Source organism: Mesorhizobium sp. B2-3-2 (genome assembly GCF_006442295.1).
Lineage (GTDB): Bacteria > Pseudomonadota > Alphaproteobacteria > Rhizobiales > Rhizobiaceae > Mesorhizobium.
Map to the genome: position 1 here is coordinate 43,931 of NZ_VFWA01000001.1, position 21,428 is coordinate 65,358.

Consider the following 21,428-nt stretch of genomic DNA (forward strand, 5'->3'; position numbering starts at 1 on the left):
GCGTTGGGTGCAGCGATGACGAAATGGTCGCCGAATTCGTGGAGGGCAAAGCCGATCAAGCAGGTCCCGGCTTATCCGGACCTTGCCGCGCTGAAGAACACGGAGGCCCAGCTCGCCACCTTTCCGCCGCTGGTTTTTGCCGGTGAAGCGCGCAAGCTGAAGAAGCAGCTGGCCAGCGTCGCTGCCGGCGAGGCATTCCTGCTCCAGGGCGGCGACTGCGCCGAGAGTTTCGCCGAACATGGCGCGGACAATATCCGCGACTTCTTCCGCGTCTTCCTGCAAATGTCGGTGGTGCTGACCTTCGCCGGTGCGCAGCCGGTGGTGAAGATCGGCCGCGTTGCGGGCCAGTTCGCCAAGCCGCGCTCGTCCGACAACGAGACCAAGGGCGAGGTGACGCTGCCGAGCTATCGCGGCGATATCATCAACGGCATTGAATTCGACGCCAAGTCGCGCATTCCCGATCCTGCCCGCCAGGAGATGGCGTACCGCCAGTCGGCGGCGACGCTCAACCTTCTGCGCGCCTTCGCGCAGGGCGGCTACGCCAGCCTGGAGAACGTGCATCGCTGGATGCTCGGCTTCGTCTCCGACAGCCCACAAGGCGAGAAATACGAGTCGCTCGCCAATCGCATCACCGAGACGATGGATTTCATGCGCGCGGTCGGCATCACCTCCGAGACCAATTTCGCGCTGCGCGAGACCGATTTCTATACCAGCCATGAGGCGCTGCTGCTCGGCTACGAGGAGGCGCTGACGCGTGTCGATTCCACCTCCGGCGACTGGTACGCGACGTCTGGCCACATGATCTGGATCGGCGACCGCACCCGCCAGCCGGACCATGCGCATGTCGAATATTGCCGCGGCATCAAGAACCCGCTCGGCCTGAAATGCGGCCCATCGCTGACGCCGGACGGCTTGCTGGAACTGATCGATCTGCTCAACCCCGAGAACGAGCCGGGCAGGCTGACGCTGATCGCCCGCTTCGGCTCTGACAAGGTCGCCGACCATCTGCCGAAGCTGGTGCGCGCCGTGCAGAAGGAAGGCCGCAGCGTCGTCTGGTCGTCAGACCCCATGCATGGCAACACGATCGAGGCGGCCGGGTACAAGACGCGGCCGTTCGACCGCATCCTGAAGGAGGTGCAGATCTTCTTCGAGGTGCACCGCGCCGAAGGCACGCATCCGGGCGGCATCCATGTCGAGATGACCGGCAAGAACGTGACCGAATGCACCGGGGGCGCCCGCGCCATCACCGCCGAGGAATTGCAGGACCGCTATCACACCCATTGCGACCCGCGTCTCAATGCCGACCAGGCCATCGAACTGGCGTTCCTGGTGTCGGACCTGCTCAAGAAGAGCCACCCTGTGCAACACAAGCAGGTCGCCAACGGCTGAATTCTGCCCTCATCCAAAGCAGTTCACAGGAAAAGCGGTTCCTGCCGATAAATCAGTCTTGCTTGTAGAGCAGCCAGCTCTTGCCGGCGCGGCCCGCCATTGTCGAATGCCTGGTCACGCGGTTACGTCCGCTGACCTTTGAGCGGTAAAGCGCCCGGTCCGCCTTGCTGTAGAGGTCTTCAGGACCCTCGGCTTCGGAGGCCATGCAGATGCCCATCGAGACGGTGACGGTGCCATAATTCATGCCGGTCTGGCTGCTGGTGAAAGGCGACTGTTCGATCAGCGCGCGAAGGCGTTCGGCGATTTCGTAGGTGGCGTCCTCGCTTGCGCCCTCGACGATGAGCGCGAATTCCTCGCCGCCGGTGCGGGCGACGAACATGTCGGCGCGAATGCTGGACTGGAATATATCGGCGATGATCTGGAGGATCTTGTCGCCGACGGGATGGCCGTACCTGTCGTTGATGTCCTTGAACCGATCGATGTCGGCGAGGATCAATGCGTTGAACAGGATGCCTTTGTTGCTGTTGTAGATCCTGGTGATTTCCTTGTCGAAGGCGCGGCGGTTCCAGATTTGCGTCAGGGGATCGGTGTCGGCCAGGCGCTTGTATTCCTCGAGTTTCGACTTGACGCTTTCCAGTTCCGCGGTCTTGTCGCTGAGCGTCGAGGCAACTTGCCGGCCATGATCGATCGTCGAATTGGTGGCGACCGCCATGGCATTGACGATCTTCTGCAGAACATCCGGCGACAGCAGGCTGTTTCTGCCGAGTCCGCTCGACGTTTCATTGAGGATCCTGCCGTATTTCTCGATGTGGCTGCGCTCGCTCCTCAGCAGCGAAGCGATGTCCTCGAGTTCGTTGGCGATGACTTCCCTGGCATGCTCGACGATGCCGGAGCCATGGTTCTGGGCAAAGAAGGTGCGTCCGATCCGGTCGAGGTCGTCCTGTGTCGGTCGGCCGCTCAGCGACACGACGGCAAGGCTGAGCTCGCGATTGGATCCGCTCAGGGCTTCGTAGAAGATCTCGTAATTGCGTGGCAGACCGAGCACGCCGAGCTGGCGCATTGTGGCGAGGACGGTGCTCGCAATATCGGTGCTTCGTTCGCTCTGGACGGCTGCCGGCTGCATGTTCTGTTCACTCTTCCCCGGGGAACACGCTGCGACAGTCGCAGGCATCCAATGTCGCCGACCTGGGGAACGCTGGCCATTCCAGTCCATCTTGCGAAAAAAGGCGCGTCCCCACTCACGACTTTCGCTTGTGAGGATCATAAATGCAGCAGCGCTAAAGTTTCCTTAATCCGCTGAATCCGGCCTGTTTTCCGCTGATTCCGGCTATACAGGCCTTCATTTGTGAACAAACAATTCCCGAGCGGGCCAAATGCATGTCGCATTTTCTTGCGCAAAGCCACCGAAAAGCTGGGATCCTGTCAGCAGCGATTTCTTTTGGGATGGTGCGATGAGTGAAAATCATACGGGATCGTGTCTCTGCGGGGCGGTTCGCTTCAGGACGCGAGGGCCGTTGCGCGGCGTCATCTATTGCCATTGCTCGCAATGTCGCAAGCAGAGTGGACATTTCTATGCCGCAACCAATGTCCCGGACGCCAATATCGATATCGACGGCGCCGACAACATCACCTGGTATGAGGCATCCGCCTTCGCCGGGCGCGGTTTTTGCAAGACATGCGGATCGCTGCTTTTCTGGAAACCGCGGGACGACGCCTATGTTTCGGTTCTGGCGGGATCGTTCGATGAACCGACAGGCCTCGAAGGCCAATGCCACATATTCGTGGGTGACAAGGGCGATTATTATTCGATCGACGACGCGCTGCCTCAATTCGAGAAGTCGACCCCATCGGTGAAGGTCGCCGACGAATGAATTTTGGGTGAGACAGCTTATTCCATTGATCGGGCCATTGCTTTATCCCGTGCCGGTGATTCGCAAAGGGGTTTGGCATGCAGCGGCTGATCGACGCTTATTTCAACTCGCTGCGGGCGTTCCGCAAGCTGGCTGCAACTGAAAAAGCTTTCCAGCAGGAGCTGGCGCTGCTCGCCCTTGCCTTTCCGCTCGGCTGGTTCGTTTCGGTGTCGTGGCGCGGCTACGCGCTGCTGATCGGCGCGGTGCTGCTCTTGATCATGGTCGAGGTGCTGAACACGGGCATCGAAGCGGCCTGCGATGCCTTCAGCCGCGAATTCAATGTCGACATCCAACTGGCCAAGGACTGCGGTTCGCTGGCGGTGCTGATCTCTGTGGCGATCGTCGCCGGCGTCTGGGGCATCGCGATCATCGAGCGTATCGTCGGGCTGCCGATCTGAGCTTTCGACCGCTGGCCGACCATCAGTTCTCCCTGGCGCGTTCCTTTCGGGCGAAATGGCGGGCGATGAGCCAGGCGAATACGGCCACGGCCAGGCCGATAGCCAGGCCCACCAATATCCGCTCATGGCGAAGCAGCGCCTGGCCGACGAAATGCTCGGCGCCCAACCCGAAGACATAGCCGATGGTGCTGAACAGCACCGCCCAGACCGCCGAGGAAATGGCGTTCAAGACGATGAAGCGGGGTGCTGCGATGTTAGACAGACCGGCCGCGATGCCACCGACCAGGCGCATGCCATAGACGTAGCGGTTCGACAGCACGAAGATGTTGGGATGGGTGTTGAGCAGACGATAGGCGCGGCGGAAGCCGGGCCGCTTGCGCAACCCGACGACATAGCGATGGTCCGCGAAACTTCTCCCCAGGATGAAGAAGCAGGTGTCGCCGGCGAAGGCGCCAAGCGCTGCCACGACGACAGTCTGCCAGAGGACGAAGATATGCTGATGGGCGAAGAAGCCGCCGAGTATGGCGGCACTTTCGCCCTCGGCGACACAGCCCAGAAAAACGGCGATCAGCCCGTATTGTTCTATGAAATGATGGATCGCGTCGCTCATGACGGCGATTGCTGCGACAGCCTGTCGTCGATCCGCTTGACCAGTTCGGCCAACCGCACGATCTCGTCGCGCATGCCGATAATCTGGCCGTGGCGCATTTCGTCCAGCTTTTCGTGCAGCGCCATGATCTCGATCTCGGCCTTCAGATTGACCTCGTAGTCGTGGGCGGCATCGATGCGGTCGCGCTCGGTCTGACGGTTCTGCGCCATCATGATCACCGGCGCCTGCAGCGCCGCGACCATGGACAGGACGAGATTGAGGAAGATGAAGGGGTAGGGATCGAAGGCGTCGCGCGTCAGAAGCCAGGCATTGCCTGATGTCCAGACGATCAGGAAGGCAATGAAACCGAGGATGAAGGTCCAGGAGCCGCCGATGCGGGCGATGGTATCGGCAAGGCGGTCGCCAAAGGTCTGGTGGAAGGCGACGGCCTTGTTGGTGTCCCTCGAGATCGTGGTGCGCTCGAGGGTCGACTGCAGCACCCGATTCTCCAGGGCACTGAGACCATCCGGCTTTCGTCTCAGCCAGCGGTTCGCCAGATCGTCGATCGTCTTGTTCATGGCCGTCTCCAAGGGCTTGGCTGGCGATAGAGGTAGAGGCTGCCGGCCCGCGCGGGAAGTGCTAGATTGAGGGGAACCGGAGGGACTTATGGCCGACTTCAAGAAAATTCGCGCTCGCGCCGCAAAGCGCAAGGGCGGCGAGGAGGAACTGGTCTCGCTGCTCGGGCCGATTCCCGACAACGCCGCCGTAGCCGATATCGGGGACGACCGTATTCTGTCGACGATGGCCGAGCGCGTCTTCGCCGCCGGTTTCGTCTGGCGCGTCATCGAGCAGAAATGGCCTGGATTCGAAGAGGCGTTTCTGCGCTTCGAGCCGAAGCGGTTGCTGTTCCAGCCTGACGATTTCTGGCACGAACTGGCGTCCGACCAGCGCATCGTGCGCAATCCACAGAAGATCAAATCCGTTCGCGACAACGCTGCCTTCGTCGAGCGCGTGTCGAAAGAGCATGGCGGCTTTGGCACATTCCTCGCCGAGTGGCCCGCCGACGACCAGGTCGGGCTGATGGCCTATCTCGGCAAGCATGGCAGCCGGCTCGGCGGCAACACCGGCCAGTATTTCCTGCGCTGGCTGGGTTGGGACGCCTTCGTCATTTCGGCCGACATGGCGGCCGCCCTTCGCGACGCCGGGCTCGATATCGCCGAAAGCCCGACGTCGAAGAAGGATCTCGACAAGATCCAGGCCCAGGTCAACCGATGGGTTGCGGATACCGGTCTGCCGCGCCGGCACATTTCGCGCATCCTGGCGATGTCGGTCGGCGAGAACCATTCGCCTCAAGCGCTGCGCGACTATATGGGCGACGACTGATGCCGAAATTGGCCCAAGCAAACGCCATTGCCGGGCGAATTTTGCCGCGCTAAGTCAGCAGCATGACCAAGAAGCCCGACATACTGCGCATCGCCGTTGCCCAGCTCAACCCGACAGTGGGCGACGTCGCCGGCAATCTCGCCAAGGCGCGGGAGGCGAGGGCGGATGCCGCGCGTCAAGGCGCCGATCTCGTGCTCTACACCGAGCTTTTCCTCGCCGGCTATCCGCCGGAGGATCTGGTGCTGAAACCGGCCTTCCTCAAGGCCTGCGAGCGGGCGGCACAGGAGATCGCCGCCGACACCGCCGATGGCGGTCCCGGCGTCATCATCGGCACGCCGCTGAAGCGCAAGACGGGCACCCACAACTCCATCGTCTTCGCCGATGGCGGCAAGATCATCGGCGAGCGCTATAAGCTCGATCTGCCGAATTATGGCGAGTTCGACGAGAAGCGCGTCTTCCAGGCCGGACCGGAGATACAGGGGCCCGTCAATTTCCGCGGCGTGCGTCTGGGAATCCCGATCTGCGAGGACATCTGGGGCGAGGTCGGCGTCTGCGAGACGCTGGCCGAGAGCGGCGCGGAAATCCTGTTGGTGCCGAACGGCTCGCCCTACTACCGCGCCAAGATCGATGTGCGCCACCAGGTCGTCATCCGCCAGGTTATCGAATGCGGGCTGCCGATGATCTATGCAAACCAGCTCGGCGGCCAGGACGAGTTGATCTTCGACGGCGCGTCGTTTGCCATAGGTGCCGACAAGCGGCTTGCCTTCCAGATGAGCCAGTTCGAGGAGGCGGTCGACATCACCACCTGGAGGCGACAGGGCGAAAACTGGGTCTGTTCGGAAGGACCGATGTCGAAGATCCCCGAACGGGAGGAGGCCGACTACCGCGCCTGCATGCTGGGTTTGCGCGACTACGTCAACAAGAACGGGTTCAAGAACGTCGTGCTTGGCCTGTCGGGCGGCATCGATTCGGCCATCTGCGCGGCCCTTGCGGTCGACGCGCTCGGCGAGGAGCGGCTGCGCGCGGTGATGATGCCTTACCGCTACACGTCGAAGGATTCGCTCAAGGACGCTGAGGACTGTGCCCGCGCACTCGGCTGCCGCTATGACATCGTGCCGATCTTCGAGCCTGTCGAAGGGTTTCTGCATGCGCTGACGCAGCTTTTCGAGGGCACCAAGGAAGGCATCACCGAGGAGAATTTGCAGAGCCGCGCCCGCGGCACCATCCTGATGGCGATTTCCAACAAATTCGGCTCGATGGTGGTTACGACAGGCAACAAGAGCGAGATGTCGGTCGGCTATGCCACGCTCTACGGCGACATGAATGGCGGCTTCAATCCGATCAAGGACCTCTACAAGATGCAGGTCTATGCGCTGTCGCGCTGGCGCAACAGCCATGTGCCGCCGGGCGCGCTCGGACCGTCGGGCGAGGTGATCCCAAAGAACATCATCGACAAGGCGCCGTCGGCGGAACTGCGCGAGAACCAGACCGACCAGGATTCGCTGCCGCCCTATCCGGCGCTGGACGACATCCTCGAATGCCTCGTCGAGAACGAGATGGGCGTCGACGACATCGTCGCGCGCGGCCATGACCGGGCGACGGTGACGCGCATCGAGCACCTGCTCTACGTCGCCGAATACAAGCGCCGGCAGGCGGCGCCCGGCGTGAAGATCACCAGGAAGAATTTCGGCCGCGACCGCCGCTATCCCATCACCAATCGGTTCCGGGATCGCGGCTAGACACCGTTCCGGCCGAAAATTCGCGTCATGCCGCAGGCGAGGGTAGCGATGCCTGAGTGTGAAATCAGCTTCGACCTGTCGCGGATCGACTTCCGGGCGACCTCGGACCTGTTGATGGCCAGCTATTGGGGCGGCGGACGCAGTGACGAGACCCACCGCCGCGCCTTCGCCAATTCGCTCTGCGTCGGCGCTTATGTCGAAGGCAAACAGGTCGGCTTCGGCCGGGCGATCACCGACCGCACGGTGTTTGCCTATCTCGCCGATATCATCGTCTGGCCGCAATATCGCGGCCAGGGTATAGGCCTGCGACTGGTGCGGGCGCTCATCGATCATCCCGAACTCGGCACCGTTTCGCACTGGAGCCTGTCGACCAGTGACGCGCATGGGGTTTATGAGAAATTGGGCTTCAAGCCGTCGACCGATGGGCGGTACATGCGCCTCGAACGCGCACCGCCTGCCGGATGAGCGGCGTGCGCGACGGTAGGCTCAACCCGCGACTGTTGCAAAATCGCCTCATCGGCTGGGCCAGATGCCGTTTTGGTGACGGCCAGCCTTGGCGATACGATGAGGCATCTCTATAAGGGCCTCTCCGCGATTCCCTTTAGGGAGGACCGAATGCCAGGATTTGACATCGTTATGCGAGGCCGCGAAGCCTAGGTCCCGACCGGCGCGCCGCAGGGTTTTCACCCTCGGAACGAAGCCGGATCGAGAACAGGCCTTTGCCGATGCCGGTCGCCGCCTTCGGGCAAGCGGCCATTCATAACCGAACCTCCGCATTCCCGGGCATTGAGCCCCTTGCGCGGTTTTTTCATTTTCGACCTTACCGGGATCGGGCTTTTTGCGCCCGAATGACATCATGGCTCGTTTTCGAATCGATTTGCGCGCGAGCGCCTTTCGCAGCGTTCTTGGCTTCACTTTCACCCATTGGCGGCGCCAGCCCTGGCGGCTTTCGCTGATCATGGTTGGTTTCCTGCTGTCGACGCTGGCCGATGTGCTGACGCCGCTCTATTCCGGCCGGCTGGTCGATGCCGTCGCCAGCAGCGCCGGCGCCGACGAGATTGCCTGGAATGCCGCGATGACCGCGTTTTCCATGCTGATGACGTTGGCGCTGGCCGGTGTCGTCCTGCGTAATCTGGCCTTCATGGGAATCGTCGAACTGACGCTGAAGATGATGGCCGATATCGCCGCCGACGCCTTCCATCGTGTCCAGCGCTTTTCCACCGACTGGCATGCCAACAGCTTCGCCGGTTCGACCGTGCGCAAGGTGACGCGCGGCATGTGGGCGTTGGACCTGCTCAACGACACGATCCTGATCGCGCTGCTGCCGTCCGTCGTCATGCTGGTCGGCTCGACGCTGCTGCTGGGCTGGTTCTGGCCGCTGATGGGAGCGGTTGTCGCCGCCGGCTCGGTGCTGTTCATCGTCGTCACGGCGATGCTGTCGCTTGGCTATGTCGCGCCGGCGGCCAGGCTCGCCAACACCTGGGACACGCGCCTTGGCGGCTCGCTGGCCGACGCGGTGAGCTGCAACGCCGTGGTCAAGGGGTTTGGCGCCGAGGAGCGCGAGGAGAACCGGCTTGCCAAAGTCGTCGCCAAATGGCGCGCCCGCACGCGGCGGACCTGGGTGCGCGGAACCATCAACGGCACCACGCAAGGGGCGCTGCTGCTGGTGATGAGAGCGGCGGTCATCGGGCTGGCGCTGATGCTGTGGTCGTGGGGACAGGCAACCGCCGGCGATGTCGCCTTCGTGCTGACGTCTTTCTTCGTCCTGCAAGGCTATCTCAGGGATATCGGAACGCATATCCGCAACCTGCAGCGCTCGATCAACGACATGGAGGAACTGGTCGACTTCCAGTCCGAACCGCTTGGCATCGAGGACCGGCCCGGCGCCGGGCCGATCCGTATCACGCAAGGGGGCATCGCCTTCGACGACGTTACCTTCCATTACGGCAGTCACCGTTCGCCGCTCTATCGCGATTTCTCGGTCGATATCGCGCCGGGCGAGCGGGTCGGGCTGGTCGGCCATTCCGGGTCGGGCAAGACGACTTTCGTCAAGCTGATCCAGAGGCTCTATGACGTGAACGCCGGCCGGATCCTGATCGACGGCCAGGACATTTCGGAGGTGGCGCAGGCGTCGCTGCGTGCGCAGATCGCCATCGTGCAACAGGAGCCGATCCTGTTCCACCGCTCGCTGGCCGAAAACATCGCCTATGCCCGGCCCGGCGCCACGCAGGCCGAGGTCGAGCACGCCGCGAAGCTGGCGAGCGCGCACGACTTCATCGTCAACCTGCCGAAGGGCTACGGCACGCTCGTCGGCGAGCGGGGCGTGAAGCTGTCGGGCGGCGAGCGCCAGCGCGTGGCGATCGCACGCGCGTTCCTCGCCGATGCGCGCATCCTGATCCTGGACGAGGCGACGTCGAGCCTCGATTCGGAATCGGAGGTGCTGATCCAGCAGGCGATGGAGCGGCTGATGGTCGGCCGCACCACGCTGGTCATCGCGCACCGGCTTTCGACGGTGCGGGCGCTCGACAGGCTGTTGGTCTTCGATCGCGGCAAGATCGCCGAGGAAGGCTCGCATGACGCGCTGATCCGGCTGCAGGGCGGCATCTACCGCCGCCTGTTCGAGCGCCAGGCGCTCGAATTGACCAAGGGACTTGTCACCTGATCGGGGACGGCCTCCGGCTCTGGCCCGGAGGCCATCCCATCAGGCGCTGTCGGTCTGACGGGCGGGCGGTGCGGGACGTCGGATTGCTGGCGGAGCCGCGTCTGCCAAGTCTTTTCATTGCTTGCGCCATGTTCTATGTCTGCGGCACGGCACGGGGGCGCGTCTTGTCAATCACAAAAGCATCCGGTACGCCCCGCTCATGACAGTTACCGTTCGTTTCGCCCCTTCACCGACAGGCCGCATCCATATTGGCAATGCGCGCACCGCCCTGTTCAACTGGCTGTTCGCCATGAACCATAAGGGGCGCTTCATCCAGCGCTTCGACGACACCGATGTCGCGCGCTCGAAGCAGGAATTTTCCGACGCCATCCTTTACGACCTGCATTGGCTTGGCATCTTTCCCGACACCACCGAATACCAGTCGCGTCGCTTCGAGATCTATGACGCGGCGGTCGAGCGGCTGAAGGCGGCGGGCGTTCTCTATGCCTGCTATGAAACACCGGAGGAGCTCGACCTCAGGCGCAAGGTGCGCCGCACGCGCGGCCTGCCGCCAGTCTATGGCCGCGAAGCGCTGACGCTGACGTCGGAACAGATCGCCGAATATCAGGCCGATGGCCGCCGGCCGCACTGGCGCTTCCTGCTGCCCAATTTCACCGGCGATCCGCAGCAGCCGGAGCGCACTGAAATCCATTGGAACGACCTGGTGCGCGGGCAGGAAACCGTCGATCTCGCCTCGCTGTCGGACCCGGTGCTGGTGCGCGAGGACGGCACCTATCTCTATACGCTGCCATCCGTCGTCGACGATATCGAGATGGGCGTCAGCCATGTCATCCGCGGCGACGACCACGTCACCAACACCGGCGTGCAGATCGCGCTGTTCCGGGCGCTGAGCGCCGAGCCGCCGGAATTCGGTCACCATAATCTGCTGACCACGGTTTCGGGCGAGGGGCTGTCGAAGCGCACTGGGGCACTTTCCATCGAAAGCCTGCGCGAGGACGGCATCGAGCCGATGGCGGTCGCTTCGCTGGCCGTGCTGGTCGGCACGTCGGAGAATGTCGCCGCCGCGCACGACCTGGCCGAACTCGCCAGCCGTTTCGACCCGGCTGCGACCTCGAAGTCGGCGGCAAAGTTCGATCCGGACGAGCTTTTCGTGCTCAACCGGACGCTGCTGCACCAAATGCCCTTCTCCGAAGCGCAGAATCGGCTGGTGGTGCTCGGCATATCGGGTGAGCAGGCGGAACCGTTCTGGCTGGCTGTGCGCGGCAATCTCGACCGGCTGGCCGATGCTGTCGGCTGGTGGCGCATCCTGCGCGAAGGACCGCAGGAAAAGCCGGAATTTTCCGACGCTGATCGAGATTTTCTTCACCAGGCCATCGATCTCCTGCCCGAGGAGCCTTGGAGCGGGACCGTCTGGAAGGACTGGACGGCCAAGATCAGGGAAGCGACCGGCCGCAAGGGCAAGGCGCTGTTCATGCCGCTGAGGCTCGCCCTTACCGGACTGACTTCGGGACCGGAGCTTGCAGATCTATTGCCGCTGATGGGTCGGGAAGGAACGTTGGCCCGACGACCCTGACCTTTCGCTGTTCCGGCGGCAACACCGGGACCGGCGACGTGACCGGTTTGACCGCAAGCCGCTTGATGGCGTCGCGGTCCAGCCCGCCAGCGGCGTTTGCCAGCGTCTCAGGATCGGCACCTGGATCGGGTTTGGAGGCAGGCACCGGAATGAACGGGGCACCCTCCGTTTGCGGCTGCGACTGTTGCTGGCTTGGCGGATTGCCGCCGATAATCTGGAAGTTCTGCGCGGCGTTGCAGCCGCAGGCCGGCGGCCGCGACAGGTTGGGCTGCTTGTAAAGATAGGCCGTCGGCAGTTCGCTGTAAGGTCGGCCGGTGACCGACGAAGTCATGTCGGCTGAATCGTCGCCCATGCCGCGCGAATAGAAGACCTGGATTTCGGTGCCGGGACAGCTCGATTCGCAGTTCTTCTGGTCGCGCTCGAAATCGCCGACCGAAGCGGCATTCGACATCGGGAAGAAGTAGCCGTCGCAGGTGCGCACGCAGGTGGTACGGAACTCGCCGCCGACGCCGGGAAAGTCCGGTATGCCGGACCGGCCCGGCACGCGGCGGACATTGCGCTCCTCGCCGGGGTCGTCAGACTGGTCGAGCGTGTCGAGCCGGCGTGTGTCGCCACCGAACAGCTGGTCGAACAGATTGCCGTTGCCTTGTTCCCGTTCCGCTTCGCGCGGCGGTTCGCGGCGCGGCGCCACCGCGTCCTCGCGGCAGCCATTGGCGTCGAGCGCGGCCAGGATTCGTCCGCGATCGCGGCGCGAACCGCCGCCGGCGAGGCGGGCGCGTTTGGCCTGCAAGCTATCGAGATTGGCGTTCATGCGCTCGATGGTGGCGTTGAACCCGGCGCATTGGCTGACATTGCGGCTGAACAGCGAGAAGCCGCAGCCGGCGCCGCTGGACTGGCCGCGGACCTTTGAAATCTGCTCGCGTTGCCGGTCGATCGCGGCGTCATATTTGCGGATCAAGGCCGGTCCACCGCCGCCGCGCGAGGTCGCGGCAAGATCGGCCTCGAGTTGGCGGCAGACGCGCGAGGCGGCCTGCGGCTCGGAGACGGCGGCGCCCGAAAGCAGCAGGCCAAGCAGCACGGCAAGATGCGCCTGCTTCCACCCTTCGCCCATCATCCGCCCGAAACCCTGCTTGGTTGTTCCGCCGCACGCTACGTGCTCGTGGTTAAGCCGCAGTTTACCCCCGAATCGGCGTTCAGCCCAGATCGACGACGGCCTGCGCCTTGTGGGCGGCCTCGACCACCGCCAGCGCTGTCATGTTGACGACGCCGCGCGAGGTCACGGAGGGCGTCAGGATATGCGCAGGCTTGTCGGTGCCAAGCAGGATCGGGCCGACATGCAGTGCATCCATCATGGTCCTGAGCGCGGTCAGCGTGATGTTGGCGGAATCGAGGTTGGGGAAAACCAGGAGATTGGCTTCGCCCTTCAGACGCGAATGCGGATAGACGCGCTGGCGCAGATGTTCCGACAGCGCGGAATCGGCATGCATCTCGCCGTCGCATTGCAGCTCGGGCGCGATGCGCGCCAGGATCGCCGCCGCCTGCCGCATCTTGAGCGCGCTCGGCGAATCGCGCGAGCCGAAATCCGAATGCGACAGGAGTGCGGCCTTCGGCTCGATGCCGAAGCGCTGAATTTCTTCCGCCGCCAGCACCGTCATCTCGGCGATCTCGTCGGCCGTCGGGTCGACGGAAACGTGTGTGTCGGTCAGGAAGATGATGCCGCGTTGCGAGATCAGCATGGACAGCGTCGACAGATCCCGGTCCTTGATGCCGGTTCGTGGTCCGATGATCAGCGTGACGTTGCGCAGGTGCCGTTCGAAACGCCCTTCGAGGCCGCAGACCATGGCGTCGGCGTCGCCGCGCTTCAATGCGAGGGCCGCGATCACCGTGTTGTCGGTGCGCACCATGGTGCGCGCCGCCTCCGTCGTCACGCCGCGCCGGCCGGCGAGCTCGATCAGCAGGTCGACATAGTGGCGGTAGCGCGGATCGTCCTCCGGGTTGATCAGGCCGAAGTCGACGCCCGGCTTGATGCGCAGTCCGTAGCGCTTCAAGCGCACCTCGATGACGTGCGGGCGGCCGATCAGGATCGGCTCGGCGATGCCTTCCTCCAGAACCACCTGCGCGGCGCGCAGCACGCGCTCGTCCTCGCCATCGGCGTAGATGACGCGCTTGGCGCTCGACGCCTTGGCCGAGGAGAACACCGGCTTCATCACCAGGCCGGAGCGGAAGACGAAGCGGTTGAGCTTGTCGATATAGGCGGTGAAGTCGCTGATGGGCCTTGTCGCGACACCCGTGTCGCAGGCCGCCCTGGCGACGGCAGGGGCGATGCGCAGGATGAGGCGCGGATCGAAGGGCGAGGGGATCAGGAACTCGGGTCCGAACACCGGCGTCTCGCCGGAATAGGCGCGCGCGGCGACATCGGAAGGTTCTTCGCGGGCTAGGGCGGCGATGGCCCGCACCGCGGCCATCTTCATCTCCTCATTGATGGCGCTGGCGCCACAGTCCAGCGCGCCGCGAAAGATGTAAGGGAAACACAGTACGTTGTTGACCTGATTGGGAAAATCGGACCGGCCCGTGCAGATCATCGCGTCCGGGCGCGCCGCTCGCGCCACTTCCGGCATGATTTCCGGATTGGGATTGGCCAGCGCCAGGATCAATGGCTTCGGCGCCATGTGCTGCAGCAGTTCCGGCTTCAGCACGCCGGCCGCCGAAAGTCCGAGGAACACGTCGGCGCCCGATATGACGTCGGCCAGCGTGCGCGCCTCGGTGTCCTTCACATAAGGATCTTTCCAGCGGTCCATCTCATCCGTGCGCCCCTTGTAGGCGACGCCGAAACGGTCGGTGACCCAGATGTTCTCGACCTTGGCGCCAAGCGAGACCAGCAGGTTGAGGCAGGCCAATGCCGCCGCGCCGGCGCCCGAAGTGACGATCTTGATGTCCGCAATGGTCTTGCCGGCGAATTCCAGCCCGTTGAGCACCGCGGCGGCGACGATGATGGCGGTGCCGTGCTGGTCGTCATGGAAAACCGGTATGCCCATGCGTGCCTTCAGCCGCTCTTCGACCTCGAAGCATTCCGGCGCCTTGATGTCCTCGAGGTTGATGCCGCCGAAGGTCGGCTCCAGCGCCGCCACTGTTTCGACCATGCGCTCGATCTCCGGCGCGTCGATCTCGATGTCGAAGACGTCGATGCCGGCGAATTTCTTGAACAGGACCGCCTTGCCTTCCATGACCGGCTTGGAGGCCAGCGGCCCGATATTGCCGAGGCCGAGCACGGCCGAGCCGTTGGAGACGACGCCGACCAGATTGGCGCGCGCCGTGTAGTCGGCCGCGGTCGCAGGATCGTCGCGGATTTCGAGGCAAGGGGCCGCCACGCCGGGTGAATAGGCGAGCGCCAGGTCGCGCTGGTTGCCGAGCGGCTTGGTGGCCTGGATTTCGAGCTTGCCCGGCGTCGGGTGCTTGTGGAAGTAGAGCGCGGCTTCATCGAGGTCCGAACGTGCCGTTTTCTTGCTCTCGCCGTTCATTCCGGGCCTCCCTGCGATCCTGCGTGCCGCCTTCTTAGCATGCGGCCAAGGTTTTTCGCGACGCCAAATGACGCAATCGCCATTCACATCGACGAAGCAGGGATAAGCGATCTATTTCAACAGCTTGAGTGGAACTTCTTCGGCGCCCGCGCTACCGGGTCTCAGAAGGCGCTGACATACAGGCCGCCGTCCACCGGTATGTTCTGGCCGGTCAGATAGCCGGCATGGACCGAGCACAGGAAGGCGCATATCTGGCCGAATTCTTCCGGCGTGCCGAGCCGCTTGGCCGGCACGTCGGCACTGATGCGCGCCTTGCGGGCGGCTGCCGCGGCCGGGTCTTCAACGCTGCCGGCCTCGTGCGGACCGCGCAGCCGGTCGGTATCCAGCTTGCCGGGCAGCAGGCTGTTGATGGTCACGTTGCGGTCGACCACCGTGCGCGCCACGCCGGCAAGAAAGGAGGTCAGGCCGGCGCGCGCGCCGGACGACAGATCAAGGCCGGGAATGGGGACATAGACCGAGAGCGACGTGATGTTGACGATGCGGCCGAAACCGCGCGCGGCCATGCCGTCGATCACGGCCTGCACCAGTTCGATCGGCGTGACCATGTTCTGGGTGACGCCTTCGAGCATTTTTCCGCGGTCGAGCTCGCGGAAATCGCGGAATGGCGGGCCGCCATTGTTGTTGACCAGGATGTCGGGGGCGGGGCAAGCGGCGAGCAGCGCCTTCTGCACCTCGGGTTTCGAGACGTCACCGACCACTTCCTCGACCACGACGCCATAACGCTCACGCAGCTCCGCAGCGGTTTTGGCCACCAGTTCGGCGTTGCGCCCGTTGACGACGACGTCGCAACCAGCCTCGGCCAGCGCCATGGCGCAGCCTTTTCCGAGCCCCTTGCTCGAAGCGCAGACGATGGCCTTCTTTCCGCGGATACCGAGATCCATGATGATTTCTCCTGTGATTCGCCCGGCAGGCTAGCTTTAGGGCTGGACCAATCGCAACCGTCATACGGTTGTTGCATGAATCGGGGCATAGGCTCGCGAAAGCAACGGTGAATTCGCGATGTCCGGCCAAGAGCCCCGCACGTTCCGCAGCATGTTCATCTCCGACGTCCATCTCGGGTCGAAGGCGGCAAAGGCCGATTTCCTGATCGATTTCCTTAGACATCACGATGCCGACATCATTTATCTCGTCGGCGATATCGTCGATGGATGGCGTCTGAGGCGCAGCTGGCACTGGCCGCAGAGCCACAATGACGTCGTGCAGAAATTGCTGCGCAAGGCGCGCAAGGGCGCCACCATCACCTACATCGCCGGCAACCACGACGAATTCGCGCGCCAGTTCCAGGGCGTGCATTTCGGCGGCATCGTCGTCGCCGACCGCGCCATTCACGAAACCGCCGACGGCAGGCGGCTGCTCGTCATCCATGGCGACCAGTTCGACACGGTCGTGCACAATCAGCGCTGGCTCGCCTATCTTGGCGACCATGCCTACGACGCCGCCATGCAGGTCAACCGGGTGATCACGCGCCTGCGCCAGTTGCTCGGCCTGCCTTACTGGTCGTTTTCGTCCTGGGCAAAGGTCAAGGTCAAGAAGGCGGTGAACTTCATCGGCTCGTTCCAGGCGGTGCTCAGCGAAGAGGCGCGGCGCTCGCATGTCGACGGCGTCATCTGCGGCCATATCCATCATGCCGCGATCGAGAGCTATGGCGACGTCCAGTACATCAACACCGGCGACTGGGTGGAAAGCTGCACGGCGGTGGTCGAATATTTCGACGGCCGGATGGAAATCCTGACCTGGGCGCATGTCTTGCCCGAGGCGCCGGACGAACCCTTCATCCCGATGCTGATCGAGGACCGGGTGGTGCAGGCCGCCTGACTGCCGGTGCCAGGCACGGATTCCGGTGTTAATCGATTAGGCCAATCGGTTTCGTTCGGTTTTTCCTCATGTTAAGGGTCAATCCACACTGCTCGCCGTTCGTGGACGGCAGCGTTATTGGATCGATTCATGCCGCTGCCGCCGCTTTCACCCGAACAGCTCGTCAAGCCTCGCCATTTCGAACTGCGCATGAGCCTGATCTTCGCGACATTGTTCGTGTCGCAGGGCACGCATCTGCCCTACTTCCCGCTATGGCTGCAGGCGAAAGGTTTTCACGCCGAGCAGATCGCCGTCATCCTGGCGGCTCCGATGTTCCTGCGCGTCGTGACGACGCCGCTGCTCACCGCGCTCGCGGACCGGGCGAGGGACCGCGCCGATGTCTATATCGCGCTCGTCGCGGCATCGATGATCATTTCCGCCGGCTATTTTCTGCCGGCCTCCTACGCCGTCGTGCTTGCGGTATCGCTGGCGTTGACGATCGTATGGACGCCGCATTCGCCGATGGCCGATTCGCTCGCGCTTTCGGGCGTGCGCCGCTTCGGTTCCAACTACACCAGCATGCGCAAGTGGGGTTCGATCTCCTATCTCTGCGCCAACGTGGCGGGTGGTTTCATCCTGACCGCGGCAGGGGCGCAAGCCGTCCCGGCAATCATTTTCGCGGCACTGGGTGCCGCGCTCGTTGCCGGGCTGCTGGCGCCGCGCCTTGGCCGGCCCCGCCTTGCCTCACCTCTTTCGGCCGCGGAGATCCAGCACTCGGCACCAAGTCTCTTCAATGCCTATTTCGTCTATTTCACGCTCGGTGTCGGCATCCTCACCGCCAGCCACGCCTTCCTTTATGGCTTCGTATCGATCTATTGGAAGTCGATCGGCATAGGCGACACCGTCGTCGGGCTTCTCTGGGCCTGGGGCGTGGTGGCCGAAGTCTGCATGTTCGTGTTTTTCAACCGCATGTTCGCCTCCATGTCGGTCGTCAGGGTGATGGTGATTGCCGGCATCGGCGCGGTCGTGCGCTGGATCGCTTTTCCGCTGATCTGGCCGCTCGGCCTCGGCGTCGCCGGGTTTTTCGGCGTCCAGACCCTGCATTCGGTGTCGGTGGCCATGGTGCTGATCGGCCTGCAGAAGATGATCGGCGAAACGGTCTCGGAAGAGCGTACGGGTGCCGCGCAAGGCATCGCCTATTTCTTCAACGGCTTCTTCATGGCCGCCGTGACGCTCGCCTCCGGCCCGCTCTACGATCGTTTCGGGGTCGACGGCTTCCTGGCCATGATCCCGATCGCGATCATCGGCCTCGTGCTGATCGGCCTCGCGGCGCACTCAGCCCCAAAGCGCCGGATCGGGCGGTGAAACCAGCGATCCCTCATAGGCGAGGCCGGGCACACGATCCCGCGCAAGCAGCAGCGGTCCGTCGAGGTCGACGAAATCGGCATCCTGGGCGAGCAGCACCGCCGGCGCCATCGCCAGCGACGTGCCGACCATGCAGCCGACCATGACACCGAAACCCAGTTCACGGGCGCGGTCGCGCAGCACGAGCGCCGCCGTCAGCCCGCCCGACTTGTCGAGCTTGATGTTGACGGCATCATAGAGACCGGCGAGAGCGGCCAGATCTCCCGCCTCATGCACGCTCTCGTCCGCGCAGATCGGCACCGGATGGGCAATGTGGCGCAGGATGCCGTCATGGCCCGCCGGCAGCGGCTGTTCGATAAGCGCGATGCCTTGCTCGGCGGCAAAGGCGAGGTTCGCGGCGATGGTGTCGTCGTTCCAGCCTTCGTTGGCGTCGAGGATGATGCGGCTGTCGGGCGCGGCCTGCCGGACGGCGCGGATGCGCGCAATGTCGTTGTCGCCCCCGATCTTCACCTTGAGCAAGGGGCGCGCCGCATTGGCGCGGGCCTGGGCCGCCATCGCCTCGGGTTCGTCCAGCGACAGCGTGTAGGCCGTCTCGAGCTGATGTAAAGGAGCCGGCCAAACTGCGTCCGCCACCGCCTTGCCGCCGATCTTGGCTTCCAGGTCCCACAAGGCGCAATCGATGGCGTTGCGCGCCGCGCCCGCCGGCATGGCCCCGAGCAGGGCGGTCCGGTCGATGCCAGCGGAGATTTGCCCGCGCATGGCCTCTATCGCGGCGCGAACCCGATCCATGGTCTCGCCATAGCGTTTGTACGGCACGCATTCGCCACGGCCGGTGTAATCGCCTTCGCTGATCGTACAGGTGATCACTTCGGCTTCGGTCTTCGAACCACGCGAAATGGTGAAGGTGCCGGCGATCGGAAAACGCTCGGCCTCGACCGAAATGACACGCGCCATAATTTTCTGCTCCGGCTGTGCGAGAAGGGTCGTCGGCAAATCGACAAGGCCGGACCCGTCAGGCTAAACAGGACGCCATGTTGACCATCGGCAAGCGCGACGCAAGCGGCAAGACCGCCTCGGAGGCTGACCACGACCCGCGCGTGTCGGTCGGTGAGGAAGCAGGCGTTCTCGGGTGCGCCTTCTCGGGAATCTGGACGACGCGCACCGTGGCCGTGATCGACGCAGAGATGCGCAAAATCGAGAAACGGAGCGGTTTCAAGACCTTGGCGCTCGATCTCTCGCACATCGAGAAGATCGACACCGCCGGCGCGTGGCTGATCGACCGCCTGGTCAGCGCTTTCGAGAAGAAAGGTGTCGAGGTCAGGCTGCAGGGCCAGAGCGACGTCGCCTCGATCCTGCTCGGCGCGGTCGGCGATGCGGTGCGGCGCGAGCCCGAATCGGGGCCGGTCGGGCCGCCGAACATCGTCATTCGCGCGCTGGAGGCGGTCGGCCGCCGCGTCTACGAAATGCGCGACGATTTTCTCGCCTCGATGAACATACTGGGCGCCACGATCCGTGGCGCGCAGATGAAGCTCGGCCGCGGCCATGCCGTCAATCCGGCGGCGATCTTCAACCAGATCGACCGGATGGGCGTCGGAGCCATTCCGGTGGTGGTGCTGATGTCGGCGATCGTCGGCGCCATCGTTGCCCAGCAGGGCGCCTACCAGCTCAGCTATTTCGGTGCCGACATCTTCGTCGTCGACCTCGTCGGCGTGCTGATCCTGCGCGAACTCGGCGTGCTGATGACGGCAATCATGATCGCCGGCCGGTCGGGCAGTGCCATCACCGCCGAAATCGGCTCGATGAAGATGCGCGAGGAAGTGGATGCGCTGAAGGTCATCGGGCTCAACCCCATCGGCGTGCTGGTGTTTCCGCGCCTGGTGGCGCTGGTGATCGCCCTGCCTTGCCTGACCATCATCGCCAATTTTGCCGCGCTCGGCGGCGGTATCCTGGCGGCTTGGCTCTATTCCGACATCGCGCCCGCCGCCTTCATCGACCGGCTGCGCGTTGCTATCGACCTCAGCACCATTTTCGCCGGCCTGATCAAGGCTCCGTTCATGGCCATGATCATCGGCACCATCGCCTCGGTCGAGGGCATGAAGGTCGGCGGCAGCGCCGAATCGCTCGGCCAGCACGTGACCGCCTCGGTGGTGAAATCGATCTTCGTCGTCATCATCCTCGACGGGCTTTTCGCCATGTTCTATGCAGCGATCGAGTTCTGAAATGGCGGTGGGAAACGGCATCGAGACCAGGGCCAAGGAGGGCGCCGATGACAGCGAGATCGTGCTTTCGGCGCGTGACATCACCGTTTCGTTCGGCGACAATCTGATCCTCGACAAACTGTCGCTCGATATCTGGCGCGGCGAAATCCTCGGTTTCGTCGGCGCCTCGGGCGCCGGCAAATCAGTTCTGCTACGCACCATCCTTGGTTTGACGCGCAAGCAGTCCGGCACGATCAAGCTGTTCGGCGTCGATATCGAAAAGGCCGACGATGCGGAACGGCTGCGCATCGACATGCGCCTTGGAGTGCTGTTCCAGCACGGCGCGCTGTTCTCGGCGCTGACGGTGCTGGAAAACGTCCAGGTGCCGATGCGCGAATATCTCGACCTGCCGCGCAAGCTGATGGACGAACTGGCGATGCTCAAGGTCGAACTGGTCGGGCTGCCGCCGGACGCGGCGCAGAAATTCCCGTCCGAGCTGTCGGGCGGCATGATCAAGCGCGCGGCACTGGCTCGCGCGTTGGCGCTCGATCCCGATATCGTCTTCCTCGACGAGCCGACGTCGGGCCTCGATCCGATCAGCGCGGCGGAATTCGACGAGCTGGTGGTCAAGCTGCGCGATACGATGGACCTGACCGTCTACATGGTGACCCACGATCTCGACACGCTTTTCACCGCCTGCGACCGCGTCGCCGTGCTCGGGAAGAAGAAGGTGCTGGTCGAAGGCACCATCGACGACATGCTGAAAAGTGAAGAACCGTGGGTAAAGTCGTATTTCCGCGGAAAACGAGCCCGACAACTTGATCTTGCCGCGCGCGCATAGCCATAAGTG

Annotated in this window: 19 protein-coding genes; 12 read left to right on the forward strand and 7 right to left on the reverse strand. The window is 63.6% G+C overall.

Going from position 1 to position 21,428, the window contains the following annotated elements; all coding sequences use genetic code 11:
* Positions 1-15 precede the first annotated feature (15 nt).
* Positions 16-1,389: a 3-deoxy-7-phosphoheptulonate synthase class II gene (locus FJ964_RS00185; RefSeq protein ID WP_140548146.1), complete on the forward strand. Its 1,374-nt coding sequence runs from the start codon at positions 16-18 to the stop codon at positions 1,387-1,389.
* A gap of 52 nt (positions 1,390-1,441) precedes the next feature.
* On the opposite strand, the gene FJ964_RS00190 is transcribed toward FJ964_RS00185, so the two are convergent.
* Positions 1,442-2,512 carry a diguanylate cyclase gene (locus tag FJ964_RS00190; RefSeq protein WP_140548148.1) on the reverse strand — a complete coding sequence of 357 codons (1,071 nt, stop codon included), beginning with the start codon at positions 2,510-2,512 and terminating at the stop codon, positions 1,442-1,444.
* Between the two features lie 328 nt (positions 2,513-2,840).
* Here FJ964_RS00190 and FJ964_RS00195 point away from each other — a divergent pair, with 328 nt between their 5' ends.
* Entirely contained in the window at positions 2,841-3,260 is a 420-nt protein-coding gene (locus FJ964_RS00195; RefSeq protein WP_140548150.1) for a GFA family protein, read from the forward strand.
* A gap of 77 nt (positions 3,261-3,337) precedes the next feature.
* A complete protein-coding gene (locus FJ964_RS00200) occupies positions 3,338-3,697 on the forward strand; it encodes a diacylglycerol kinase (protein WP_140548152.1) in 360 nt (119 codons plus the stop codon).
* Between the two features lie 22 nt (positions 3,698-3,719).
* Here the strand turns inward: FJ964_RS00200 and FJ964_RS00205 are convergent, their stop codons facing one another.
* Positions 3,720-4,307: a DedA family protein gene (locus tag FJ964_RS00205; RefSeq protein WP_140548154.1), complete on the reverse strand. Its 588-nt coding sequence runs from the start codon at positions 4,305-4,307 to the stop codon at positions 3,720-3,722.
* A complete protein-coding gene (locus FJ964_RS00210) occupies positions 4,304-4,864 on the reverse strand; it encodes a DUF1003 domain-containing protein (protein ID WP_140548156.1) in 561 nt (186 codons plus the stop codon). The genes FJ964_RS00205 and FJ964_RS00210 overlap by 4 nt, the downstream gene beginning before the upstream one ends.
* A gap of 88 nt (positions 4,865-4,952) precedes the next feature.
* Between FJ964_RS00210 and FJ964_RS00215 the strand changes: the two genes are divergently transcribed.
* The 5 genes from FJ964_RS00215 (at position 4,953) to gltX (ending at position 11,643) form a co-directional block, all read left to right on the forward strand.
* Entirely contained in the window at positions 4,953-5,669 is a 717-nt protein-coding gene (locus tag FJ964_RS00215) for a DNA-3-methyladenine glycosylase I (protein WP_140548158.1), read from the forward strand.
* Positions 5,670-5,731: 62 nt separating this feature from the next.
* Complete coding sequence (locus FJ964_RS00220; RefSeq protein WP_140548160.1) at positions 5,732-7,408, forward strand: NAD+ synthase; 1,677 nt, start codon at positions 5,732-5,734, stop codon at positions 7,406-7,408.
* A gap of 48 nt (positions 7,409-7,456) precedes the next feature.
* Complete coding sequence (locus FJ964_RS00225) at positions 7,457-7,873, forward strand: GNAT family N-acetyltransferase (RefSeq protein ID WP_140548162.1); 417 nt, start codon at positions 7,457-7,459, stop codon at positions 7,871-7,873.
* 391 nt (positions 7,874-8,264) lie between these two features.
* Positions 8,265-10,070 carry an ABC transporter ATP-binding protein gene (locus FJ964_RS00230; RefSeq protein WP_140548164.1) on the forward strand — a complete coding sequence of 602 codons (1,806 nt, stop codon included), beginning with the start codon at positions 8,265-8,267 and terminating at the stop codon, positions 10,068-10,070.
* Positions 10,071-10,269: 199 nt separating this feature from the next.
* The gene (gltX, locus tag FJ964_RS00235) at positions 10,270-11,643 is read left to right on the forward strand and encodes a glutamate--tRNA ligase (RefSeq protein ID WP_140548166.1); all 1,374 of its coding nucleotides are present in this window, start codon (positions 10,270-10,272) and stop codon (positions 11,641-11,643) included.
* On the opposite strand, the gene FJ964_RS00240 is transcribed toward gltX, so the two are convergent.
* The 3 genes from FJ964_RS00240 to FJ964_RS00250 form a co-directional block, all read right to left on the reverse strand.
* Positions 11,561-12,757, reverse strand: coding sequence for a DUF2865 domain-containing protein (locus FJ964_RS00240; protein ID WP_140548168.1), 1,197 nt, complete (start codon positions 12,755-12,757; stop codon positions 11,561-11,563). The two genes, gltX and FJ964_RS00240, sit on opposite strands and share 83 nt — an antisense overlap.
* 79 nt (positions 12,758-12,836) lie before the next feature.
* Positions 12,837-15,161, reverse strand: a complete 2,325-nt coding sequence (locus FJ964_RS00245; RefSeq protein WP_140548170.1) for an NADP-dependent malic enzyme — start codon at positions 15,159-15,161, stop codon at positions 12,837-12,839.
* Positions 15,162-15,322: 161 nt separating this feature from the next.
* Positions 15,323-16,102 (reverse strand): SDR family oxidoreductase, encoded by a 780-nt coding sequence (locus tag FJ964_RS00250; RefSeq protein ID WP_140548172.1) that lies wholly within the window; start codon positions 16,100-16,102, stop codon positions 15,323-15,325.
* A 118-nt stretch (positions 16,103-16,220) separates the two neighbouring features.
* On the opposite strand from FJ964_RS00250, the gene FJ964_RS00255 reads away from it, so the two are divergent.
* The gene (locus FJ964_RS00255; RefSeq protein ID WP_140548174.1) at positions 16,221-17,036 is read left to right on the forward strand and encodes a UDP-2,3-diacylglucosamine diphosphatase; all 816 of its coding nucleotides are present in this window, start codon (positions 16,221-16,223) and stop codon (positions 17,034-17,036) included.
* A gap of 129 nt (positions 17,037-17,165) precedes the next feature.
* Positions 17,166-18,380 (forward strand): MFS transporter, encoded by a 1,215-nt coding sequence (locus FJ964_RS00260; RefSeq protein WP_140548176.1) that lies wholly within the window; start codon positions 17,166-17,168, stop codon positions 18,378-18,380.
* Here FJ964_RS00260 and dgcA read toward each other — a convergent pair.
* Positions 18,351-19,334: an N-acetyl-D-Glu racemase DgcA gene (gene dgcA, locus FJ964_RS00265; protein WP_140548177.1), complete on the reverse strand. Its 984-nt coding sequence runs from the start codon at positions 19,332-19,334 to the stop codon at positions 18,351-18,353. The two genes, FJ964_RS00260 and dgcA, sit on opposite strands and share 30 nt — an antisense overlap.
* A 77-nt stretch (positions 19,335-19,411) precedes the next feature.
* On the opposite strand from dgcA, the gene FJ964_RS00270 reads away from it, so the two are divergent.
* Both FJ964_RS00270 and FJ964_RS00275 read left to right on the forward strand, forming a co-directional pair.
* Positions 19,412-20,599, forward strand: a complete 1,188-nt coding sequence (locus FJ964_RS00270; protein WP_140548179.1) for an ABC transporter permease — start codon at positions 19,412-19,414, stop codon at positions 20,597-20,599.
* Between the two features lies 1 nt (position 20,600).
* A complete protein-coding gene (locus FJ964_RS00275; protein ID WP_140548181.1) occupies positions 20,601-21,419 on the forward strand; it encodes an ABC transporter ATP-binding protein in 819 nt (272 codons plus the stop codon).
* The last annotated feature ends 9 nt before the right edge of the window (positions 21,420-21,428 follow it).

Bases quoted from the DNA above. Each gene is read 5' to 3' on its own strand.
- FJ964_RS00185 (WP_140548146.1), top strand. From the start codon at position 16: ATGACGAAATGGTCGCCGAATTCGTGGAGGGCAAAGCCGATCAAGCAG.
- FJ964_RS00190 (WP_140548148.1), bottom strand. From the start codon at position 2,512: ATGCAGCCGGCAGCCGTCCAGAGCGAACGAAGCACCGATATTGCGAGC.
- FJ964_RS00195 (WP_140548150.1), top strand. From the start codon at position 2,841: ATGAGTGAAAATCATACGGGATCGTGTCTCTGCGGGGCGGTTCGCTTC.
- FJ964_RS00200 (WP_140548152.1), top strand. From the start codon at position 3,338: ATGCAGCGGCTGATCGACGCTTATTTCAACTCGCTGCGGGCGTTCCGC.
- FJ964_RS00205 (WP_140548154.1), bottom strand. From the start codon at position 4,307: ATGAGCGACGCGATCCATCATTTCATAGAACAATACGGGCTGATCGCC.
- FJ964_RS00210 (WP_140548156.1), bottom strand. From the start codon at position 4,864: ATGAACAAGACGATCGACGATCTGGCGAACCGCTGGCTGAGACGAAAG.
- FJ964_RS00215 (WP_140548158.1), top strand. From the start codon at position 4,953: ATGGCCGACTTCAAGAAAATTCGCGCTCGCGCCGCAAAGCGCAAGGGC.
- FJ964_RS00220 (WP_140548160.1), top strand. From the start codon at position 5,732: ATGACCAAGAAGCCCGACATACTGCGCATCGCCGTTGCCCAGCTCAAC.
- FJ964_RS00225 (WP_140548162.1), top strand. From the start codon at position 7,457: ATGCCTGAGTGTGAAATCAGCTTCGACCTGTCGCGGATCGACTTCCGG.
- FJ964_RS00230 (WP_140548164.1), top strand. From the start codon at position 8,265: ATGGCTCGTTTTCGAATCGATTTGCGCGCGAGCGCCTTTCGCAGCGTT.
- gltX (WP_140548166.1), top strand. From the start codon at position 10,270: ATGACAGTTACCGTTCGTTTCGCCCCTTCACCGACAGGCCGCATCCAT.
- FJ964_RS00240 (WP_140548168.1), bottom strand. From the start codon at position 12,757: ATGATGGGCGAAGGGTGGAAGCAGGCGCATCTTGCCGTGCTGCTTGGC.
- FJ964_RS00245 (WP_140548170.1), bottom strand. From the start codon at position 15,161: ATGAACGGCGAGAGCAAGAAAACGGCACGTTCGGACCTCGATGAAGCC.
- FJ964_RS00250 (WP_140548172.1), bottom strand. From the start codon at position 16,102: ATGGATCTCGGTATCCGCGGAAAGAAGGCCATCGTCTGCGCTTCGAGC.
- FJ964_RS00255 (WP_140548174.1), top strand. From the start codon at position 16,221: ATGTCCGGCCAAGAGCCCCGCACGTTCCGCAGCATGTTCATCTCCGAC.
- FJ964_RS00260 (WP_140548176.1), top strand. From the start codon at position 17,166: ATGCCGCTGCCGCCGCTTTCACCCGAACAGCTCGTCAAGCCTCGCCAT.
- dgcA (WP_140548177.1), bottom strand. From the start codon at position 19,334: ATGGCGCGTGTCATTTCGGTCGAGGCCGAGCGTTTTCCGATCGCCGGC.
- FJ964_RS00270 (WP_140548179.1), top strand. From the start codon at position 19,412: ATGTTGACCATCGGCAAGCGCGACGCAAGCGGCAAGACCGCCTCGGAG.
- FJ964_RS00275 (WP_140548181.1), top strand. From the start codon at position 20,601: ATGGCGGTGGGAAACGGCATCGAGACCAGGGCCAAGGAGGGCGCCGAT.